This window comes from Tessaracoccus pujii, from assembly GCF_055326215.1.
Window position 1 is genome coordinate 18,291 of record NZ_JBUZNP010000008.1, and the last position, 18,143, is coordinate 36,433.

General features: G+C 69.9%; 17 protein-coding genes and 1 tRNA gene. 10 read left to right on the plus strand and 8 right to left on the minus strand.

The window, feature by feature from the left end:
• Positions 1 to 46: 46 nt before the first annotated feature.
• Positions 47 to 121, minus strand: a complete 75-nt coding sequence (locus ACZK5N_RS11590) for a 50S ribosomal protein bL37 (RefSeq protein ID WP_370585812.1) — start codon at positions 119 to 121, stop codon at positions 47 to 49.
• 97 nt (positions 122 to 218) lie between these two features.
• Between ACZK5N_RS11590 and ACZK5N_RS11595 the strand changes: the two genes are divergently transcribed.
• Complete coding sequence (locus ACZK5N_RS11595; protein ID WP_459020379.1) at positions 219 to 1,661, plus strand: sensor histidine kinase; 1,443 nt, start codon at positions 219 to 221, stop codon at positions 1,659 to 1,661.
• 21 nt (positions 1,662 to 1,682) lie between these two features.
• Here ACZK5N_RS11595 and ACZK5N_RS11600 read toward each other — a convergent pair whose 3' ends face one another.
• Positions 1,683 to 2,246 (minus strand): protein-L-isoaspartate O-methyltransferase family protein, encoded by a 564-nt coding sequence (locus ACZK5N_RS11600; RefSeq protein WP_459019592.1) that lies wholly within the window; start codon positions 2,244 to 2,246, stop codon positions 1,683 to 1,685.
• A 22-nt stretch (positions 2,247 to 2,268) separates the two neighbouring features.
• Positions 2,269 to 2,520 carry a WhiB family transcriptional regulator gene (locus ACZK5N_RS11605; RefSeq protein ID WP_459019593.1) on the minus strand — a complete coding sequence of 84 codons (252 nt, stop codon included), beginning with the start codon at positions 2,518 to 2,520 and terminating at the stop codon, positions 2,269 to 2,271.
• 167 nt (positions 2,521 to 2,687) lie between these two features.
• Here ACZK5N_RS11605 and ACZK5N_RS11610 point away from each other — a divergent pair, with 167 nt between their 5' ends.
• The gene (locus ACZK5N_RS11610; RefSeq protein WP_459019594.1) at positions 2,688 to 3,065 is read left to right on the plus strand and encodes a hypothetical protein; all 378 of its coding nucleotides are present in this window, start codon (positions 2,688 to 2,690) and stop codon (positions 3,063 to 3,065) included.
• A gap of 6 nt (positions 3,066 to 3,071) precedes the next feature.
• On the opposite strand, the gene galK is transcribed toward ACZK5N_RS11610, so the two are convergent.
• The 5 genes from galK to ACZK5N_RS11635 all read right to left on the minus strand — a co-directional run bounded on the left by galK (position 3,072) and on the right by ACZK5N_RS11635 (position 9,623).
• The gene (gene galK, locus ACZK5N_RS11615) at positions 3,072 to 4,220 is read right to left on the minus strand and encodes a galactokinase (RefSeq protein ID WP_459019595.1); all 1,149 of its coding nucleotides are present in this window, start codon (positions 4,218 to 4,220) and stop codon (positions 3,072 to 3,074) included.
• Positions 4,220 to 4,399 carry a DUF6104 family protein gene (locus ACZK5N_RS11620; protein WP_459019596.1) on the minus strand — a complete coding sequence of 60 codons (180 nt, stop codon included), beginning with the start codon at positions 4,397 to 4,399 and terminating at the stop codon, positions 4,220 to 4,222. The genes galK and ACZK5N_RS11620 overlap by 1 nt, the downstream gene beginning before the upstream one ends.
• A gap of 4 nt (positions 4,400 to 4,403) precedes the next feature.
• Positions 4,404 to 8,153, minus strand: a complete 3,750-nt coding sequence (locus ACZK5N_RS11625) for a multifunctional oxoglutarate decarboxylase/oxoglutarate dehydrogenase thiamine pyrophosphate-binding subunit/dihydrolipoyllysine-residue succinyltransferase subunit (RefSeq protein ID WP_459019597.1) — start codon at positions 8,151 to 8,153, stop codon at positions 4,404 to 4,406.
• An 86-nt stretch (positions 8,154 to 8,239) separates the two neighbouring features.
• Complete coding sequence (locus ACZK5N_RS11630; protein WP_459019598.1) at positions 8,240 to 9,523, minus strand: glycosyltransferase 87 family protein; 1,284 nt, start codon at positions 9,521 to 9,523, stop codon at positions 8,240 to 8,242.
• 28 nt (positions 9,524 to 9,551) lie between these two features.
• Positions 9,552 to 9,623: transfer RNA gene (locus ACZK5N_RS11635), tRNA-Arg, on the minus strand.
• A 60-nt stretch (positions 9,624 to 9,683) separates the two neighbouring features.
• Between ACZK5N_RS11635 and ACZK5N_RS11640 the strand changes: the two genes are divergently transcribed.
• The 8 genes from ACZK5N_RS11640 (at position 9,684) to prmC (ending at position 18,124) form a co-directional block, all read left to right on the plus strand.
• Positions 9,684 to 10,178 (plus strand): hypothetical protein, encoded by a 495-nt coding sequence (locus ACZK5N_RS11640; RefSeq protein WP_459019599.1) that lies wholly within the window; start codon positions 9,684 to 9,686, stop codon positions 10,176 to 10,178.
• A gap of 45 nt (positions 10,179 to 10,223) precedes the next feature.
• Positions 10,224 to 11,627: a diaminopimelate decarboxylase gene (gene lysA, locus ACZK5N_RS11645; RefSeq protein ID WP_459019600.1), complete on the plus strand. Its 1,404-nt coding sequence runs from the start codon at positions 10,224 to 10,226 to the stop codon at positions 11,625 to 11,627.
• Positions 11,624 to 12,928 carry a homoserine dehydrogenase gene (locus ACZK5N_RS11650; RefSeq protein ID WP_459019601.1) on the plus strand — a complete coding sequence of 435 codons (1,305 nt, stop codon included), beginning with the start codon at positions 11,624 to 11,626 and terminating at the stop codon, positions 12,926 to 12,928. The genes lysA and ACZK5N_RS11650 overlap by 4 nt, the downstream gene beginning before the upstream one ends.
• Before the next feature lie 3 nt (positions 12,929 to 12,931).
• Positions 12,932 to 13,822, plus strand: coding sequence for a homoserine kinase (thrB, locus tag ACZK5N_RS11655; protein ID WP_459019602.1), 891 nt, complete (start codon positions 12,932 to 12,934; stop codon positions 13,820 to 13,822).
• Positions 13,823 to 14,062: 240 nt separating this feature from the next.
• Positions 14,063 to 15,802, plus strand: a complete 1,740-nt coding sequence (gene rho, locus ACZK5N_RS11660) for a transcription termination factor Rho (RefSeq protein ID WP_459020380.1) — start codon at positions 14,063 to 14,065, stop codon at positions 15,800 to 15,802.
• Positions 15,803 to 15,917: 115 nt separating this feature from the next.
• Entirely contained in the window at positions 15,918 to 16,124 is a 207-nt protein-coding gene (gene rpmE / locus ACZK5N_RS11665) for a 50S ribosomal protein L31 (RefSeq protein ID WP_459019603.1), read from the plus strand.
• A gap of 78 nt (positions 16,125 to 16,202) precedes the next feature.
• Positions 16,203 to 17,270, plus strand: coding sequence for a peptide chain release factor 1 (gene prfA / locus ACZK5N_RS11670; RefSeq protein WP_459019604.1), 1,068 nt, complete (start codon positions 16,203 to 16,205; stop codon positions 17,268 to 17,270).
• Positions 17,267 to 18,124: a peptide chain release factor N(5)-glutamine methyltransferase gene (prmC, locus tag ACZK5N_RS11675; protein ID WP_459019605.1), complete on the plus strand. Its 858-nt coding sequence runs from the start codon at positions 17,267 to 17,269 to the stop codon at positions 18,122 to 18,124. Before prfA ends, prmC begins: the two co-directional genes overlap by 4 nt.
• Positions 18,125 to 18,143 lie beyond the last annotated feature (19 nt).

An 18,143-nucleotide genomic window follows, 5' to 3' on the forward strand; every position in this document is an offset into this window, starting at 1 on the left:
CAGCCCCCGCAGAGAACCGCGGGGGCTGATTTGGCGTGGGCCTCGGTCAGGTGTTGGGACGCTTGCCGTGGTTGGCCTTGTTCTTGCGGCGAGCGCGACGCTTGCGTCCGGTCTTGCCCATGAGGATCTCCTTGTAGTTCAGTAGCTGCAGGACACCACATTGTGCCAGATCGACCCCCGCGCATGCTAAAGCCCATCCATGGCAAGCTGGGCCCGTGATGCGAGACCTCGGAAAGCTGACCGACGACGAGTGGTTGGACGCGTTCGTCACCCAGTGGCACCTCCTGGCTGACCTCAGCTTTTCCGACCTTGTGCTGTGGAAGCCGCTCACGGAGGAGGGCGACGTGTTCGCCTGCACCGCCCAGGTGCGCCCGGTGACGGGGCCGACGGCGCTGGAGGAGGACATCGTCGGCGAGCTGATCGAGTACGAGCCGGACCATCAGGTGACGGTGGCGTTCATGACCCACGCCATCGCCGAGACCAGCGACAACGAGATCGGCGCGGGCATCCCGGTGGACGTCTGGGCCATCCCCGTCCTGCGCCACGAGCGGCCGATCGCGGTCATCGAGCGGCACACCAACCAGATGGGGATGCGCGCCACGGGCGCGCTGGAGGAGAACTTCATCGAGGCCGCCGAGATCCTCACGCAGATGCTGATGCGCGGCGAGTTCCCGCTGGTGACGCCGTCGGACAAGGCGCTCGCCCCGCGTGCCGCCGACGGGGTGCTGCGGGTGCAGCCGGACGGCGTGATCTCGTATGCCAGCCCCAACGCCATCACCGGCTTCCGGCGGCTCGGCGCCGTCGGCGACATCGAGGGAGAGCACTTCCGCGACCTCACCAGGCAGCTGCGCACCGGCGTCGAGTCCATGGGGCAGACCGTCGACGCGGACCTCAACGGCCGGCTCACCCTGGAGTTCGACGTCGAGGCCCGCAACGCGTCCATGCGGTTCGTGCTGCTACCGCTGTGGCTGGAATACTCGTCGGCCGGCATGCTCGTGCTCTGCCGCGACACCACGGACCTCCGTCGCCGCGACCGCATGCTGGTCACCAAGGACGCCACCATCAGGGAGATCCACCACCGGGTGAAGAACAACCTGCAGACGGTCGCGGCGCTGCTACGGATGCAGTCGCGGCGCTTGTCGTCACCGGAGGGCAAGGAGGCCCTTCGTGACGCCACCCGGCGCGTGTCGTCGATCGCGATGGTGCACGAGACGCTGAGCTACAGCCTCGGCGAGGCCGTGGCCTTCGACGAGGTGTGCGACAAGATCCTGGACATGGTGGGGGATCTGGCCGCGTCCCACGGCACGGTGAAGGCGCGGCGCCGCGGGACCTTCGGGGTGATCCCGGCGGACATGGCCACCTCGTTGTCGATGGTGATCACCGAGCTGTGCCAGAACGCCGTCGAGCACGGCATGGACAGTTCCTCCGGCAACGTCGAGGTGCTGCCCGAGCGCGACGGGGACCTGCTCACCATCCGCATCGTCGACGCTGGGCACGGCCTGCCGGAGGACTTCCGGTTGGGCAACCAGACCTCGCTGGGCCTGGCGATCATCTCCACGCTCATCAAGGACCTGCGCGGGACGCTGACCATCGAGAACCGGGCCGACGCCCAGGGCGCCGTCGCCACCATCGCGCTGCCCGTGCCGCCTGTGGTGATCTGACGGCCGCGGTGCGCGCCTGAGTCAACGCAGCGGCACGAAGCTGAAGCGGCCCTTCGCCTGCCTGCGGGAGAGGGCGCCGTCAGCGGCGCGGTCCACGACCACCATGACGTGATCCGCGGGGATGACCATACGCCCACCGGGGGCGAGCTGATCCTCGAGGCCACCGGGGACGGCGCCGCCGTCGGCCGACACCAGGATGCGGTCGAAGGGGGCCGCCTCCGGCCACCCGAGAACGCCGTCGGCTCCCAGCTCGATGCGTACCCACGGCCAGCGCCCCGCCAGGTTCTCCCGGCCCATCGCCACCAGGGCAGGCACGATGTCCACACCGATCACCTCACCCGCCGGCCCGACGAGTTCCCCCAGCAGCGCGGTGGTCCAGCCCGAGCCGCTGCCCACGTCCAGCACGCGGTGCCCGGGGGCGACGTCCAGCAGGTCCAGCATGTAGGCCACCGTGGAGGGCTGCGAGTTCGTGGCGCCGTGACCGATGGACAGCGGGTAGTCGCCTGCCGCGTCGTAGCGCAGATCGGGGGGGAGGAACTGGACGCGCGGGACGGCGTCGAATGCAGCCTGAACCCTGATGGTCATGGGTCCAGTGTGCCGCGCCCGCTCAGGAGTTGCGCAACCGCGAGCGTGCCGCACGGCGCTTGATGGCGCGCCGCTCGTCCTCGCTCAGGCCGCCCCACACGCCATGGTCCTGGCCCGCCTCGAGGGCCCAGGACAGACACTGCTCACGCACGACGCACCGCAGGCAGATCTTCTTCGCTTCTTCGATCTGCTGCAGAGCGGGGCCCGTGTTTCCGACTGGAAAGAACAACTCGGGATCCTCCGTGAGGCAGGCGGCCTTATGGCGCCAATCCATAGTGGGGGCTCCTTCGTGTGGGGACAGGTCGAGGCAAGAATAGCCAGCAAGCTCAAGAAGGCTACTCCCGCGCTCCACCTTAGGCAATCAGGGCGCGTGGCGCGGGATCCACGCCCAAGGTTGACCCCAACTTTGCGTGAGAACTCCGCGTGCGGCAGGCTCGGGGGGTGCAAGCCGTCCTGCGTCGTCCCCTTCTCGCCATCTGCGTGGTGCTGACCGCCCTGACAGGCCTGGCCGGCATCGGGCTCGGAGCCGCGACACTCGTGGCCAACTCGAGGCTCTTCGGCGTCGGCGTCGCGGCGGTGCTGGTCGCCTACGGGGCCGGTCTGGTGCTGATCGCCTGGCTGGTCGTCCGGCGCGTGTCCTGGGCGCTGGGGCTCGTGGTGGCGTCGTCCCTGCTGCACCTCATGGTGGTGGGCAGCTTCCTGACCACGACGGACAGGGCGCAGTTCATCGGCAGCCTGATCGTGGCGCCGTTCGTGCTCGCGACGGTGGTCACCGCCGTCCTGGCCGTGGGCCGACGCGAGCTCGAACGCCTGGGCTGAGCGAACTCAGGCCTCGATCAACCGACCCGCGCCGGGGGCTGGGGTGGCGGAGAACCATTCCGGGGCCCCGTAGCCGGCTTCGGCGAACTCCGCCGCGATGGACCGGCCGATGCCGTCCGACTCCCCGGCGCGGGTGAGCGCGATGATGCAGCCGCCGAACCCGCCACCCGTCATGCGGGCGCCCAGGGCCCCGGCGCGGCGGGCAGCCTCCACGGCGAGGTCGACGGTGGGGGCAGTGATCTCGTAGTCGTCGCGCATCGAGGTGTGGGAGGCGTCGAGCAGGGGAGCCAGACCGACGAGGTCGCCGGCCTTGGCCAGCTCGAAGGCGTGCAGCACCCGCTCGTTCTCCGTCACCACGTGACGGACGCGACGGCGCAGCGTGTCGTCGTCCAGGCGGGCCAGGGCGTCGTCGAGGTCCGTGACGTCCCGCAGGGCGGGGACGCCGAGAATGGCGCACGCCTCCTCGCAGGAGGCGCGGCGCGCTCCGTACTCGCCGTCGACGTGGCTGTGGGGGGTCTTGGTGTCCAGCACCAGGATCTCGTAGCCCTGGTCCGCCATCGGCAGCGGCACCTGCTGCGTCTCGAGGGTGCGGCAGTCCAGGAACAGGCCCGAATCCTCTTCGCACAGGGTGCTGGCGGCCTGGTCCAGCAGCCCGGTGGGGGCGCCGACGTAGCTGTTCTCGGCCACGCGGGCCAGCTTGGCCCTGTCGATCTTGGCGATCTCGAGGCCGTAGAGGTCCGCCAGCGCCGCGACGGTGGCGCATTCGATGGCTGCCGAGCTCGACAGGCCCGCGCCCAGCGGCACGTCGGAGGTCATCACGAGCGTGGCTCCGCCGACGGGGTGGCCTGCCTCGCGCAGCGCCCACGCGACGCCGGCCAGGTAGGACGCCCACCCGTCGGTGCTGGGTTTCAGGTCCGCCAGCGCGACGTCCACCTCGTCGTCGAGTTCCAACGACACCATGACGAGACGCTCGTCGTCGCGACGGCCGGCGGCGATGACGGCCTTGCGCTCCAAGGCGAACGGCAGTACGAAGCCGTCGTTGTAGTCCGTGTGCTCCCCGATGAGGTTCACCCGCCCGGGCGCGAACCACAGGCCCTCCGGCTCGGCACCGGTCAGGTGCCGGTAGCGCCCGGTGAGCGCGTCAAGATCGAGCATCAGTCGTCCTCCTCGTCGTCGAGCCTGGCCAGCCAGGAGGCGAGCCGCTCCACCGGAGTCTCGAACTCCGGGTTCAGATCCACAAATGTGCGCAGCTGTTCGGCGAGCCATTCGAAGGTGATCTCCTCGTGGCCGCGCCGGTCGACGAGCTCCTCGAGCCCACGGTCGGTGAAGTACACCGGCTCAGCCTAGCGCCGCGTCGAGGAGCGCTTCCTCCTGGGTCTTGTGGACCTTGAGCGACCCGACCGACGGCGCTGACGACCACTCCCGCGTGACCCGCGTCATGCGCAGGTCGTACTCGGGGAAGTGGCGCTTGACGTCCGCGGGCAGGTGCGCGGAGAGGAACGGCCACCCGCCCTGGTTCTCCGGCTCGTCCTGCACGAAGCGGACGTCGGTGACGTGGGCGTACCGCTTGAGCACCGCGGCCAGTTCCTCGCTGGGGAGCGGGTACAACCGCTCCAGCGAGACGATGGCAACCTTGCCCGCCAGGCCCCGCTTGTCGCGGCTGGCCACCAGGTCCCACCGCACCTTGCCGGAGCAGAGGATGAGGCGATCCACCGTGGCCGGGTCCTCGACGGTGGGGTCGTCGAGCACCGGATGCCATGCCCCGGAGGTGAAGTCCTCCGGGGTGGAGGTGGCCAGCTTGTTGCGCAGCATGGACTTCGGCGTGGCGATCACCACTGGGCGGTGGAAGTTGACATAGGCGTGCTGCCGCAGCAGGTGGAAGTAGCTGGCCGGGGTGGACGGCTGGCACACGGCCAGCGCGTTCTCGGCGCAGAGCTGCAGCCACCGCTCGAGGCGGGCCGAGCTGTGATCCGGACCCTGCCCCTCGAAGCCGTGGGGGAGGAGCAGCACCACGCCGGACTTCTGGGTCCACTTGGCGTTGCCCGAGGCCACGAACTCGTCGGAGATGATCTGGGCACCGTTGACGAAGTCACCGAACTGCGCCTCCCACATCACCAGGGCGTCCGGCCGGGCCACCGAGTAGCCGTACTCGAAGCCCAGCGCCGCGTACTCGCTGAGCAGGGAGTCGAACACGTCGAAGGTGCCCTGGTCCTCCGTGAGGTGCTTGAGCGGCACCCATGCCTCGTTGGTCACCCGGTCCACGATCGCGGCGAACCGCTGCGAGAAGGTGCCCCGCCGCGAGTCCTGGCCGGCCAGCCGCACGGGGCGACGCTCCATGAGCAGGGAGCCGATGGCGATCATCTCCGCGGTGGCCCAGTCGATGGGGCCTTCCAGGATGGCCTGGGCGCGGCGCTCCAGCTGGGGCATCACCTTGGGGTGCACCATGAACCCGTCCGGGAACTGGGTGTGCACGTCGGCGATGGTCTTCAGCATCTCCTGCGTGATCTCGGTGAGGCGCGCATCCGGCTTGGTGGGGTAGTACGGCACCTTGCGGTAGTCGTCGTCCGCCTCGGTGCTCTCGCGGACCTCGCGGAACACGTTCTCCAGCCGCGACCGGAACCGGTTCATCACGTCTTCGGCGTCCGCCATCGAGATGTCGCCACGGCCGATCAGCGATTCGGTGTACAGGCGCCTCGTCGAGCGCTTCTGCTCGATGAGGTCGTACATGTTGGGCTGGGTGAAGCTGGGGTCGTCGCCCTCGTTGTGCCCGCGCCGGCGGTAGGAGATGAGGTCGATGACGACATCCTTGTGGTACTTCTGCCGGTAGTCGAAGGCCACGCGGGCCGCCCGGATGCAGGAGTCCGGGTCGTCGCCGTTGACGTGCAGCACAGGTGCGGAGATGGACTTGGCCACGTCCGTGCAGTAGGTGGAGCTGCGTGACTCCGTGGGCGCGGTGGTGAAGCCCACCTGGTTGTTGACCACCACGTGGATGGTGCCGCCGGTCTTGTAGCCGCGCAGCTGGCTCATCTGCAGGGTCTCGAACACCACTCCCTGGCCGGAGAAGGACGCGTCGCCGTGCAGGGTGAGGGGGAGCACGGGGTAGTCGTCCGCCCCGAGGGTGTCCTGTTTGGCCCGCGCAATGCCCTGAAGCACCGGGTTGACGGCCTCCAGGTGAGAGGGATTCGCGGCCACCGACGCCTTGATGGTGGCGCCGTTGGACGCCACGAACGTGCCCTCAGCACCCAGGTGGTACTTGACGTCGCCGGTGCCGCTGCGGTCCACCTGCCCGTCGAACTCCTTGAAGATGGAGGCATACTTCTTGCCCACCACGTTGGCCAGCACGTTGAGCCGGCCGCGGTGCGGCATGCCGATGCACACCTCGTCGAGGGAGTCGTGGGCGGCGCGCTGCGCGATCTCGTCGAGCAGCACGATGAGGGACTCCCCGCCCTCCAGCGAGAAGCGCTTCTGGCCCACGAACTTCGTCTGGAGGAAGGTCTCGAAGACCTCGGCCTCGTTGAGCTTGTCCAGGGCGTGCATGTGCTCCTCGTGCGTGAGCGGCTGGTGCGGCCGCTCCATCCGCTGCTGGAACCACTCCCGCTGGCGCGGGTCCGCGATGTGCATGTACTCCACGCCGACGGTGCGCGTGTAGGAGTCCTGCAGGATGCCGACGATGTCGCGCAGGGGGAGGTACACCCGCTCCTTCCCGCCGAAGGTGCCGACGGCGAACTCGCGGTCCAGGTCCCAGATGGACAGGCCGTGTGCCTCCAGCCGCAGGTCCTCGTGCGATCGCTGGCGGTACTCCAGGGGATCGGTGTCCGCCACGAGGTGGCCGAAGGTGCGGTACGCGTTGACCAGCTCCAGCACGCGGGCCGTCTTGCTCACCTGCGAATCGCGGTGGGCCGACACATCGGGCGACCAGCGCAGCGGCTCGTAGGGGATGCGCAGCGCCTCGTAGATCTCGTCGTAGAAGCGGTCCTGCCCGAGCAGCAGCTCGTGCATCTTCTTGAGGAACTCGCCGGAGGTGGCGCCCTGGATGACCCGGTGGTCGTACGTGCTGGTCAGCGTGGTGACCTTCGACACGCCCAGATCCGTCATCCGGGAGGGGCTCATGCCCTGGAACTCAGCGGGGTAGTCGATGTTGCCGACGCCGAGGATGACGCCCTGCCCCGTCATGAGGCGGGGGACCGAGTGGTTGGTGCCGATGCCGCCGGGGTTGGTGAGCGACGCGGTGGTGCCTGCGAAGTCGCTGACCTGGAGCTCGCCGTCGCGGGTCTTCTTGACCACGGACTCATAGGCGGACCAGAACTGGAAGAAGTTGAGGTTCTCGCAACCCTTGATGTTGGGCACCAGCAGCTGGCGGGTCTCGCCCTTGCGGATGTCGATGGCGATGCCCAGGTTGATCGACGGGTTCTCGATCAGGTTGGGCTTGCCGTCGATGATGTCGTAGGCGTTGTTCATGGACGGCATGGCCGCCAGCGCCTTCACCATCGCGTAGCCGATCAGGTGCGTGAAGGAGACCTTGCCGCCCTTGGAGGTGCGCAGGAAGTTGTTGATCACCGTGCGCTGGTCGATGACCAGCTTCATCGGCACGGAGCGCACCGAGGTGGCGGTGGGGACCGTCAGCGAGGTCTCCATGTTCTTCGCCGTGCGCATCGGCGCGCCGCGCAGGACGGTGTACTTCGGTGCCACGACCGACGGGGCGGGGCGCAGAGCCGGGTTGGGGGCGTTGGCCGACAACGTGGACCCGGTGCCCGGGTTGGCCGGGGCGTCGCCGCCCTTGCGCACGCGCTCCACCTGGCTCTTGGTCGACTTCGGGGCGTCGGGCGTCGTGGTCTCCGCCCTGGCTGCGGCTGGTTTCGGTGCGGACGGCTCCGCAGCCGCCGGTCTCGCTGGTGCCGGCTTCGCCTGCGGCGGAGGGGTGGGTTCCGGCGCGCTGGCCGGCGGCGGTGCCGCCGGGGCATCGTCGGTGGCGAAGAGTTCCCGCCACTCCTCAGCGACGGACTGTGGGTCCTCCTCGTACGCCTCCCGCATCTCGTCGATGAGCCAAGAATTAGCCCCGAAGGCGTCAAGTGAGTCAGGTGCTGACATGTGTGAGTGGCGGAGGCCACGATCCCCTCTGTGAGTCCTGGTGGCCGCAGACGTCTGCGGCTGCTCTTGGTGGCAGCTTACCCACATCACCGACGAGGTGCCGCCGACAGTCCGGGGCCCCGGCTCGCCAGGACGGTCAGGCCGAACGCGTAAGCGGTCAGGGCGACAAGCGCCATGTTGCGTAGCAGCAGCACGGATGTCTCGGGCCCGGACCCCAGGGGGATGGCCATGATGCCGTAGGCGCCCCAGGGGTAGGTGAGTTGGGTGAGCAGGCCCACTGCGATGAGGGACCCGGCGAGCACGATGAGGTGGCTGCGCAGCCATGCGCTCGTCTTGGCCACGAGCAGCGCGGCCACCGGACCGCCCAGCCACAGGACGTACTGCGGGGACAGGGTCTTGTTGGCGATCACGGTGGCAAGCACGATCGTCAGGATCGCCAGGAGGATGGCTTCGTGGAGACGCTCGTCATCGTCATGCAGGCGGCGCATGAGGCGGTAGCTGAGGAAGACCGCGGCGAGCAGTGAGAGCACCGTCAGCACCGTGGACACCGTGAGCAGCCCGCCGACGTAGGGTCCCTGCAATTCCAGCGCGTTGTAGGGCGACAGGAAGATGTTCCACGACGGATTGTCCGTGAAGGTGCGCAGGAACATCAGGGGTGACGCCGGTACGGACTCGATCTGCAGCCCGCGCTGCCCCTGCCAGGTCAGGGGGGAGGCGGACCGGGTCCATCCGCTGGTGACGAGCGAGGCGACGGCCAGCCCGAACCCCACCACGGCGAAACCGATCACTCTGCCCCGGGCCCGCGTGGAGCGCCAGGGGTGCGGCGAGAGCATGGGCCCGATGAGGAGCGCCGGCCACAGCTTGATGGCCGCGCCCAGGCCCACCAGGCCGCCGGCGAGCTTCGGGAACCTGGTCACGAACAGGCACGCCCAGGCGACGAGGGCGGCGGGAATGAGATCGAAGCGGTACCAGACGATCGGCCCCTGGACGCCGGTGAACAGGATCCAGAAGAGCGCGCCGGCGGCGTTGGAGCGGCGGTACAGGGTGATCGCCACGGCGGCGTCGAGGAGCACGAAGACGGCCACGTAGACGGCGGTCCACGTCTGCCAACCGCCGCCGAGCCGGTAGATGCCCTGCAGGATCCACACGGCAGGCACCGGGTACTCGGCCATCACGCCGGGTTCCCCTTCGTCGAGGCGGAAGAGGTGGTAGCCGTAGTAGGACACGTCGTTGGCCACGAAGGCGACCTGCTCCAGGCCCAGGATGAGGAAGGACACGGATCGCGTGAGGACAAACAGCGCGATGAGGCCAACGGCAGCGGGCCAGCGCGTGGGGGTGTCGGCAGCCGCCGTGAACCTGGTGTGGGTCATCGTCGGTCTCCTGCCAGCCGGCGCGAAGCGCCCCCGCGAGGATTCGAACCTCGGCTCCCGCCTCCGGAGGGCGGTGCTCTATCCCCTGAGCTACGGGGGCTGGACCCGGAAAGGTTAGCACCTCCCCGGGGACACCGTGATCCCCCGCTACGGTGGCCTGGTGCGCACGATCCTGTCCGCCGTCCTGGCCGTTGTTCTCCTCACCGCCTGCGTGGCGCGCCCCGAGCCCGCCCCCGCGGAGATGCGGCAGAGCCCTCCGCCGTGGGACGCGCCGCGCGACGCCGTGTCCTACATTCGCGCGGCAGGTCTGCCCGAGCAGCCGCTGGGCACCGACACCGACCCGTGGGTGCTCACGCTCGTCGTCACCGTCGAGGGTGAGCGGGTGGACATCCCCGCCTTCATCGGGGCGGACCGGCTGCGGGCCGTCCAGGCCCCGGTGCACACCCACGACCCGGGCGGCGAGGTGTGGCTGGAGGGCGACGGCAACCCTGAGATCACCCTGGGGGAATTCTTCACGCTCTGGGGCGTCCGGTTCGATGACGAGTGCCTCGGAGCAGTCTGCGGCGGGGTGAGGGTGACCGCCGACGGGGTCGAGGTGCCGGACCCGACCTCGCTCGTGCTGCGGGGCCTGGAGAGCGTCAGCGTCTCGGCCTGACGGCGCCGATGGCGCCGGGGCGCGGCGCTCTGGCAGGCTTGCGGCATGACGCACATGCACATCGCCGGGTCGATCCACGCGGACGCGGCGCACGGCGGGCCCCAGTGGCTCGACGTGCCCGCGGATCTCAACGCGCTCGACCTCAAGCTCTGGCCGCGCGGCACCTACCGCGACGACCAGGGCCGCATCGTCGTCGCCGGGCTCCCGCTCACCGAGATCGCCCACGAGCACGGCACCCCCGCCTACGTCATCGACGAGACGGACTTCCGGTCCCGCGCCGCGGACTTCCGCACCGCGTTCCCCGGCTGGGACGTCTACTACGCGGGCAAGGCGCTGCTGACCCGCACCGTCGCGCGGTGGGCCGCGGAGGAGGGCCTCAACCTCGACGTCACCACCATGGGCGAGATGCGCATCGCGTTGGCCGGAGGCATGCCCGCGGCCCGGCTCGGGCTGCACGGAAACAACAAGTCCGACGAGGAGATCGTGTTCGCGCTCGAGCAGGGCGTGGGCCGGATCATCGTGGACTCCTTCGACGAGATCGCCCGGCTCGAGCGCGCGTGCGCCGACGGCGGCCACCGCGCCCGCGTCATGGTGCGCGTCACCACCGGCGTCGAGGCCCACACGCACGAATACATCGCCACCGCCCACGAGGACCAGAAGTTCGGCCTGTCCATCACCGGCGGGCAGGCCCTCACCGCGCTGGTGCGCTGCCACAGCTCGCAGTACCTGGACCTGGCCGGCATCCACAGCCACATAGGCTCGCAGATCTTCGACACCCACGGCTTCGAGGTGGCGATCCGGCGCACCATGCGGCTGGCGTCGCAGTTCCGCACGGCCACCGGCGTCGAACTCGCGGAGCTGGACCTCGGCGGCGGCTTCGGCATCGCCTACACCTCCGCGGACACCCCGACGGCCACCTCGGACATCGCCGCGGCGTTCGAGGAGATGATCGAGCACGAGTGTCGCGGCTTCGGCCTCAAGCGTCCGCACCTGTCCATCGAGCCCGGCCGCGCCATCTGCGGTCCGGCCGGCGTGGCCATCTACCGCGTGGGCACCGTCAAGATCGTGGACCTGGAGGCCAACAGATCCCGCGTCTACGTCAGCGTCGACGGCGGGATGAGCGACAACATCCGCCCCGCCCTCTACGCCGCCGAGTACTCCGCCGCGATCGCCAACCGCAACTCGACGGCGGAGCCGGTCCTGAGCCGGGTGGTCGGGAAGCACTGCGAGGGCGGCGACATCCTGATCCGCGACGTATTCCTCCCGGCCGACGTGGCCATCGGCGATCTGATCGCCGTGCCCGGCTCGGGCGCCTACGCGCGCAGTATGGCCAGTAACTACAATCAGATCCCGAAGCCGCCCGTGCTCTCCGCCAAGGACGGCGTCACCCGTGTGATGCTGCGCCGCGAGACTCTGGAGGACCTGATGAGATTGGACGTGGGAGAGTGAGCAAGCCGCTCAAGGTGGCGCTGCTGGGCGCCGGTGTGGTGGGGTCGCAGGTGGCCCGCATCATCCTCAACGAGGGCGCCACGCTGGAGTCACGCATCGGGCGCCGGCTGGAACTGGTCGGCGTCGGCGTACGGCGCGCGGACACGCCGCGCCCGGGCATCGACCCCGCGCTGCTCACCACGGACCTGGAGGCGCTGGTGGCGCGCACGGACCTGGACATCGTCATCGAACTGATCGGCGGCATCGAACCCGCGCGGAGCCTCCTGCTCACGGCCATCGCCAACGGCGCCTCCGTCGTGTCGGCGAACAAAGCGCTCCTCGCGGACGACCTCGGTGAGCTGTCGCGGGCCGCGGACGCCAAGGGCGTGGACCTGTACTACGAGGCTGCCGTGGCTGGCGCCATTCCCATCGTCCGACCGCTCCGCGAGTCCCTCGTGGGCGACGACATCACGGCCGTGATGGGCATCGTCAACGGCACCACCAACTACATCCTGGACAAGATGGTCACCGACGGGAGCACCTTCGACGAGGCGCTCGCCGAGGCCCAGCAGCTGGGCTACGCGGAGGCGGATCCCACCGCGGACGTCGAGGGTCACGACGCGGCCGCCAAGGCAGCCATCCTCGCCGGGCTCGCCTTCCACACGGAGGTCAAGCGCGACGAGGTGTTCTGCGAGGGCATCACGGGGGTCACCGCCGGAGACATCGCCGCGGCCGAGCAGATGGGCTGCACCATCAAGCTGCTCGCCATCGCCAAGCTCACCGACGACGGCAGGGTGATCGTCAAGGTCCACCCCGCCATGGTGGCCAACAAGCACCCGCTGGCGTCGGTCTCCGGCGCCTACAACGCCATCTTCGTCAACTCCCGTGACGCCGGTGAGCTGATGTTCCTCGGCCAGGGGGCCGGCGGGTCGCCCACCGCGAGCGCCGTCATGGGCGACGTGGTGACCGTGGCGCGCAACCGGCACCGCGGCACCGCGAGCCATCAGGGATCCAGCGCGCTCAACCGCGTGGTGGCCCCCATCGGCGAGTCGCAGGCGCAGTTCTACGTCAGCTTCGACGTGGTGGACCGCCCGGGTGTCCTGGCCAAGTGCGCGGCCATCTTCGGCGAGCACGGCGTGTCCCTGCGGGTCGTGCAGCAGAGCTATCGCGAGGGCGGAGCGGCGGAGGCGGACTTCGCGGCCAGGCTGGGCGTGATGACCCACCTCACCAGGGAGAGCGACCTCGCGCTGGTCACCGAGGAGCTGCGACGGGCGGAGTTCGTGGGCTCCGAGGTTCGCGTCATGCGCGTCGAGGGCTTCTGACCCATGCGCCAGCTCACGGTCCGGGTCCCGGCCACCACCGCAAACCTGGGCTCGGGGTTCGACTGCGTCGGCATGGCGTTCGACTGGTACGACGAGCTCACCCTCGACCTGCTCGACGAACCGGGCCTCGACGTGGTGGTGACGGGTGAGGGCGCCGGCGACGTCGCGCTGGACGAGCGGCACCTCGTCGTCTCCTCGCTCCTCGACGGCCTGGCCGCCTTCGGCGCGAGCCGTCCCCCCGGCATGCGGCTGACCTGCCGCAACACTATTCCGCATTCCCGCGGGCTCGGCTCGTCCGCGGCGGCCATCGTCGCCGGCCTGACGCTGGCGTGGGGTGTCGCGCGGCCGGGGGAGCCCGTGGACCGAGCGTCAGTGACCAGGATGGCCACGCAGGCCGAGGGGCACCCGGACAACGCCGGCGCGGCCGTGTGGGGCGGCGCCATTCTCGCGTGGGCGCGCGAGGGCAAGGTGTCGTTGGTCCAGCTGCCGCTGCCGGTCGGGTTCCAGGCGGTGGCGTTCGTGCCGGATTTCGAGTGCCGCACCGACGAGGCCCGCAGGGTGCTCCCCGCGACGGTGGCCCGCACGGACGCCGTCGCGCAGGCGATCGCCGCGGCCGCGTTGCCGCTCGCGCTGACGCTGCGCCCGGACCTGCTGCTCGACGCGACCGCGGACCGGTTGCACCAGCGCTACCGCGCGGACCTGATGCGCCCGGCCTACGATCTGATGTCCCGCCTCCGCGACGCGGGCGTGCCGGCGGCCATCTCGGGGGCCGGGCCCACGGTGATCGCCGTCGGCCTCCCGGAGCAGCTGGCCGGGGTGGGTGCGGTGACCACCGACGGGTTCGCGATCCACGCGCTGCGCCCCGCCGGCGGTGTGGAACTCCTGGCCCGATGATGGCCATTCTTTGGCCGTGACCCGAACAGTTGCTAATGTGGTGACTGGTTTACCCCGAGGCGCCGCCGTGGCGATCCATTACACACCGGCTTTCTGGCGCTCAGTACTCCATCACTTATGACGCCGTCGGGCGCGCTACGTCAGCTGCCCCCACGGCTCCATGGAAGGAACTTTTCGTTGAGCCAATCCACTGACCTCTCCACCATGAAGCTGGTCGAGCTCAAATCCGTCGCCAGCAGCATGGGCATCAAGGGGGTCTCCGCGATGCGCAAGGGAGACCTGGTCAACGCCATCCAGGGCGGCAGCGCGCCGCAGGCTCAGACCCAGGCCCCGCCGTCGGCCTCCGGCGGCGAGCAGCCCGCCCGGCGCCAGCGCCGTCCCCGGCAGGAGGCGGCCGATCAGGCCCAGTCCGCGCCGCAGGCCCAGCCCCAGCCAGAGCCCCAGGCGCAGTCCGGGCAGCAGGTCCAGTCGGAGCAGCAGCCGCAGCGCGACGACGCAACCCGCGATCAGCAGGAGGGCGGCCGCAACAACCGTCGCCGCCGCAATCGCGAGCGTGGCCCGCTCCCGGAGACCATCAACGAGGTGGGCGAACTGCTGGAGGCCGCGATGGGCGGTGGCTCCAGGCCCGCAGCCACCACGACGGCCGCCCCGGCCGCCGCGGCCCCCTCGACCTCGGTGAGCATCGACCCCGGCACCTACGACGACGACCAGGGCAGCGGACGGCGCAGCCGCCGTCGGCGTAACAACCGCGACCGCCCGGAGCGTCAGGACCGCCAGAACCGCCGCCCCGTCCGCGGCGGCCAGGGCATGGAGCGCATGGAGGCCGAGCCGGTGGTCGGCGAGGGCGACGTGCTCGCCAACATCTCCGGCATCGTCGACATTCAGGACAACTACGCCTTCGTGCGCACCACGGGCTACCTGCCAGGGTCCACGGACGCCTACCTGTCCATGTCCACCGTCCGCCGCTACGGCGTGCGCCGCGGCGACGTCATCACGGGCGCCATCCGCACCCAGCGGGAGGGGGAGCGCAAGGAGAAGTACAGCCCGCTCGTCCGGCTGGACACGGTCAACGGCGAGGATCCCGAGAAGGCCAAGGGGCGCCCCGAGTTCGCCAAGCTCACCCCCCTGTACCCGCAGGAGCGCCTCCGCCTCGAGACGGTCCAGACCAACATCACGGGACGGATCATCGATCTGGTCTCGCCCATCGGCAAGGGCCAGCGCGGGCTGATCGTGTCGCCTCCGAAGGCCGGCAAGACGATGATCATGCAGACCATCGCCAACGCCATCGCGGCCAACAACCCCGAGGTGCACCTCATGGTGGTCCTCGTGGACGAGCGCCCCGAGGAGGTCACGGACTTCCAGCGCACCGTCTCCGGTGAGGTGATCGCCTCGACGTTCGACCGCCCCGCCGAGGACCACACCATGATCTCGGAGCTGGCCATCGAGCGGGCCAAGCGGCTGGTCGAGCTCGGCCACGACGTCGTCGTGCTCCTCGACGGGATCACCCGCCTGGGTCGTGCCTACAACCTGGCTGCACCCGCGTCGGGACGCATCCTGTCCGGTGGCGTGGACTCCGCGGCGCTGTACCCCCCGAAGAAGTTCTTCGGCGCCGCCCGCAACATCGAGAACGGCGGTTCGCTGACCATCCTCGCCACGGCGCTCATCGAGACCGGCTCCAAGATGGACGAGGTGATCTTCGAGGAGTTCAAGGGCACCGGCAACATGGAGCTGCGCCTGCGCCGCGAACTCGCGGACAAGCGGATCTTCCCGGCCATCGACGTGGACGCCTCCGGCACCCGCCGCGAGGACCTGCTGCTGGGCCGCGACGAGCTCAACATCATCTGGAAGCTGCGCCGCGCGTTGTCCGGCCTGGACGACCAGCAGGCACTGGAGACGCTCAAGTCCCGGATGACCAAGACGGGCAGCAACCACGAGTTCCTGCTCAGCGTCATGAAGACCACGCCCGCGTCGGACGGCTGACCCGCGGACTTGGAATTGGTGGGCCGGCGAGGCACAATTGGGGGTCGCGCCGGTTCACGCACTCTCCAGGTCCATCCGGACCAGCGACCCGGCCACTGAAACGAGGAGTTCCACCATGAAGCAGGGCATCCACCCTGAATACGTTGACACCCAGGTGCACTGCACCTGCGGCAACGCTTTCACCACCCGCAGCACCAGCAAGAAGCCGATGAGCGCGGACGTGTGCGCCGAGTGCCACCCGTTCTACACCGGCAAGCAGAAGATCCTCGACACCGGTGGCCGCGTGGCCCGCTTCGAGAAGCGCTACGCCAAGAAGCCCTAGCTTCGCACTCGGGCGTCGGGACGGGTATCCACCCGCCCGGCGCCCGTTTCGTTTGCCGCCACCCAAGGGAGCACCGCCATGTTCGACAACGCCCAACCCCTCGTCGACGAGTTCCGGGACCTGGAGCGGCAGCTGTCGGACCCGGACCTGCACGCGGACCTGGCCCGGTCCCGGAAGGTGGGACGGCGCTACTCGGCGCTCAAGCCCATCGTCGAGGGCATGGACCACTACCGGCGTCTCCTGGAGGACCGGGGGGCGGCGGCGGAACTGGCCGCGGACGAGCCGTCGTTCGCCGACGAGGTGGCGGACCTGGACGCCCAGCTCGAGGTGGCCACCGCCCGGCTCAGCAAGCTCCTTGCCCCGCGTGACCCCAACGACGACGCAGACGCGCTGCTGGAGATCAAGTCCGGGGAGGGTGGCGACGAATCGGCGCTGTTCGCCGCGGACCTGCTGAAGATGTACTCGAAGTACGCCGAGCAGACCGGGTGGAAGATCGAGGTGCTGGACTCCCAGGAGACGGACCTCGGCGGCTACAAGTCCGTCACAGTGGCCGTCAAGGGGACGGCCGCGCTGGAGTTCGGCCCCTACGGCCGGCTCAAGTTCGAGGGCGGCGTGCACCGCGTCCAGCGGGTGCCGGTCACCGAGTCCCAGGGCCGCATCCACACCTCCGCCGCCGGAGTGCTCGTGATGCCGGACGTGGAGGCCGACGAGGTCGAGATCAACGACGACGATCTCCGCATCGACGTGTTCCGCTCCTCCGGTCCCGGCGGGCAGGGCGTCAACACCACGGACTCGGCCGTGCGCATCACGCACCTGCCCACGAACACCGTCGTGTCGTGCCAGAACGAGAGATCGCAGCTGCAGAACCGCGACTCGGCGATGCGCATGCTGCGCGCCCGCCTGACGGCGCTGGCGGAGGCCCAGGCCGCGTCGGCCGCGTCCCAGGCCCGCAAGTCGCAGGTGCGCACGGTCGACAGGTCAGAGCGGATCCGCACCTACAACTACCCGGAGAACCGGATCACGGACCACCGCATCGGATACAAGGCGCACAACCTGGACCAGGTCCTCGAGGGCGCCCTCACCCCGCTGCTGGACGCCCTCGCGGAGCAGGACCTCGCCGAGCGCCTCTCCGGGGTGGGCGGGTGAGCGAGGCCGCCTTCGAGGTGGCGGGCCGACTGGCCAGGGCGGGATCGCCCAGCCCCGGGCCGGAGGCGCGCCAGATCGTCGCCCACGTCCTCGGTGTCGAGCCGTCGCAGCTCATCCTGGTCGACGGCGTCACGCCGGCCCAGCGCGCGGCCATCGACGACATGGCGCGGCGCCGGGCCTCGGGCATCCCGCTGCAGCACCTCACGGGGGTGGCGCACTTCCGCCACGAGACGCTCAAGGTGGGCCCAGGGGTGTTCATCCCGCGGCCGGAGACCGAGGAGATGGTGGGCTGGGCCCTCGCGCGCCTCGGCGAGCGGGGCGTGGGCCGGCGACGCGTCGTGGAGCTGTGCGCCGGATCCGGCGCCATCACCGCGGCGATCGGCCACGAGTTGGGTGGGGTGGAGCTGCACGCCGTGGAGCTGTCAGGCGAGGCCCTGCCGTACCTGACCCGCAACCTCGCCGGGCTGGTCGTGGACGTGGTGCACGGCGACATGGCCGGCGCCTTCACCCACCTCGACGGCACCGTCGACCTGGTCATCGCCAACCCCCCCTACATCCCCGAGTCCCATCGGGGACTCCTGCCCAGCGACGTCGTCGACCACGACCCTGGGATGGCGCTGTTCTCCGGGGCGGAGGGACTCGACGCGCTGCGCGTGGTCGTGAGGGTCGCGGCTCGGCTGCTGCGCCCGGGCGGGCTGCTGGCCACCGAACACGACGAGAGCCACGCGGCCGCCGTCGTCGCGCTCGTGACCTCCGCGGGCTTCGCCGATGTGGTGTCGCGGCCGGACCTCACCGGGCGCCCCCGGTTCGTCACGGGCGTGCGGCTCCCGACTAGTGGCAGGATTGCCCCGTGACGACAGCGTTCAACCTCAA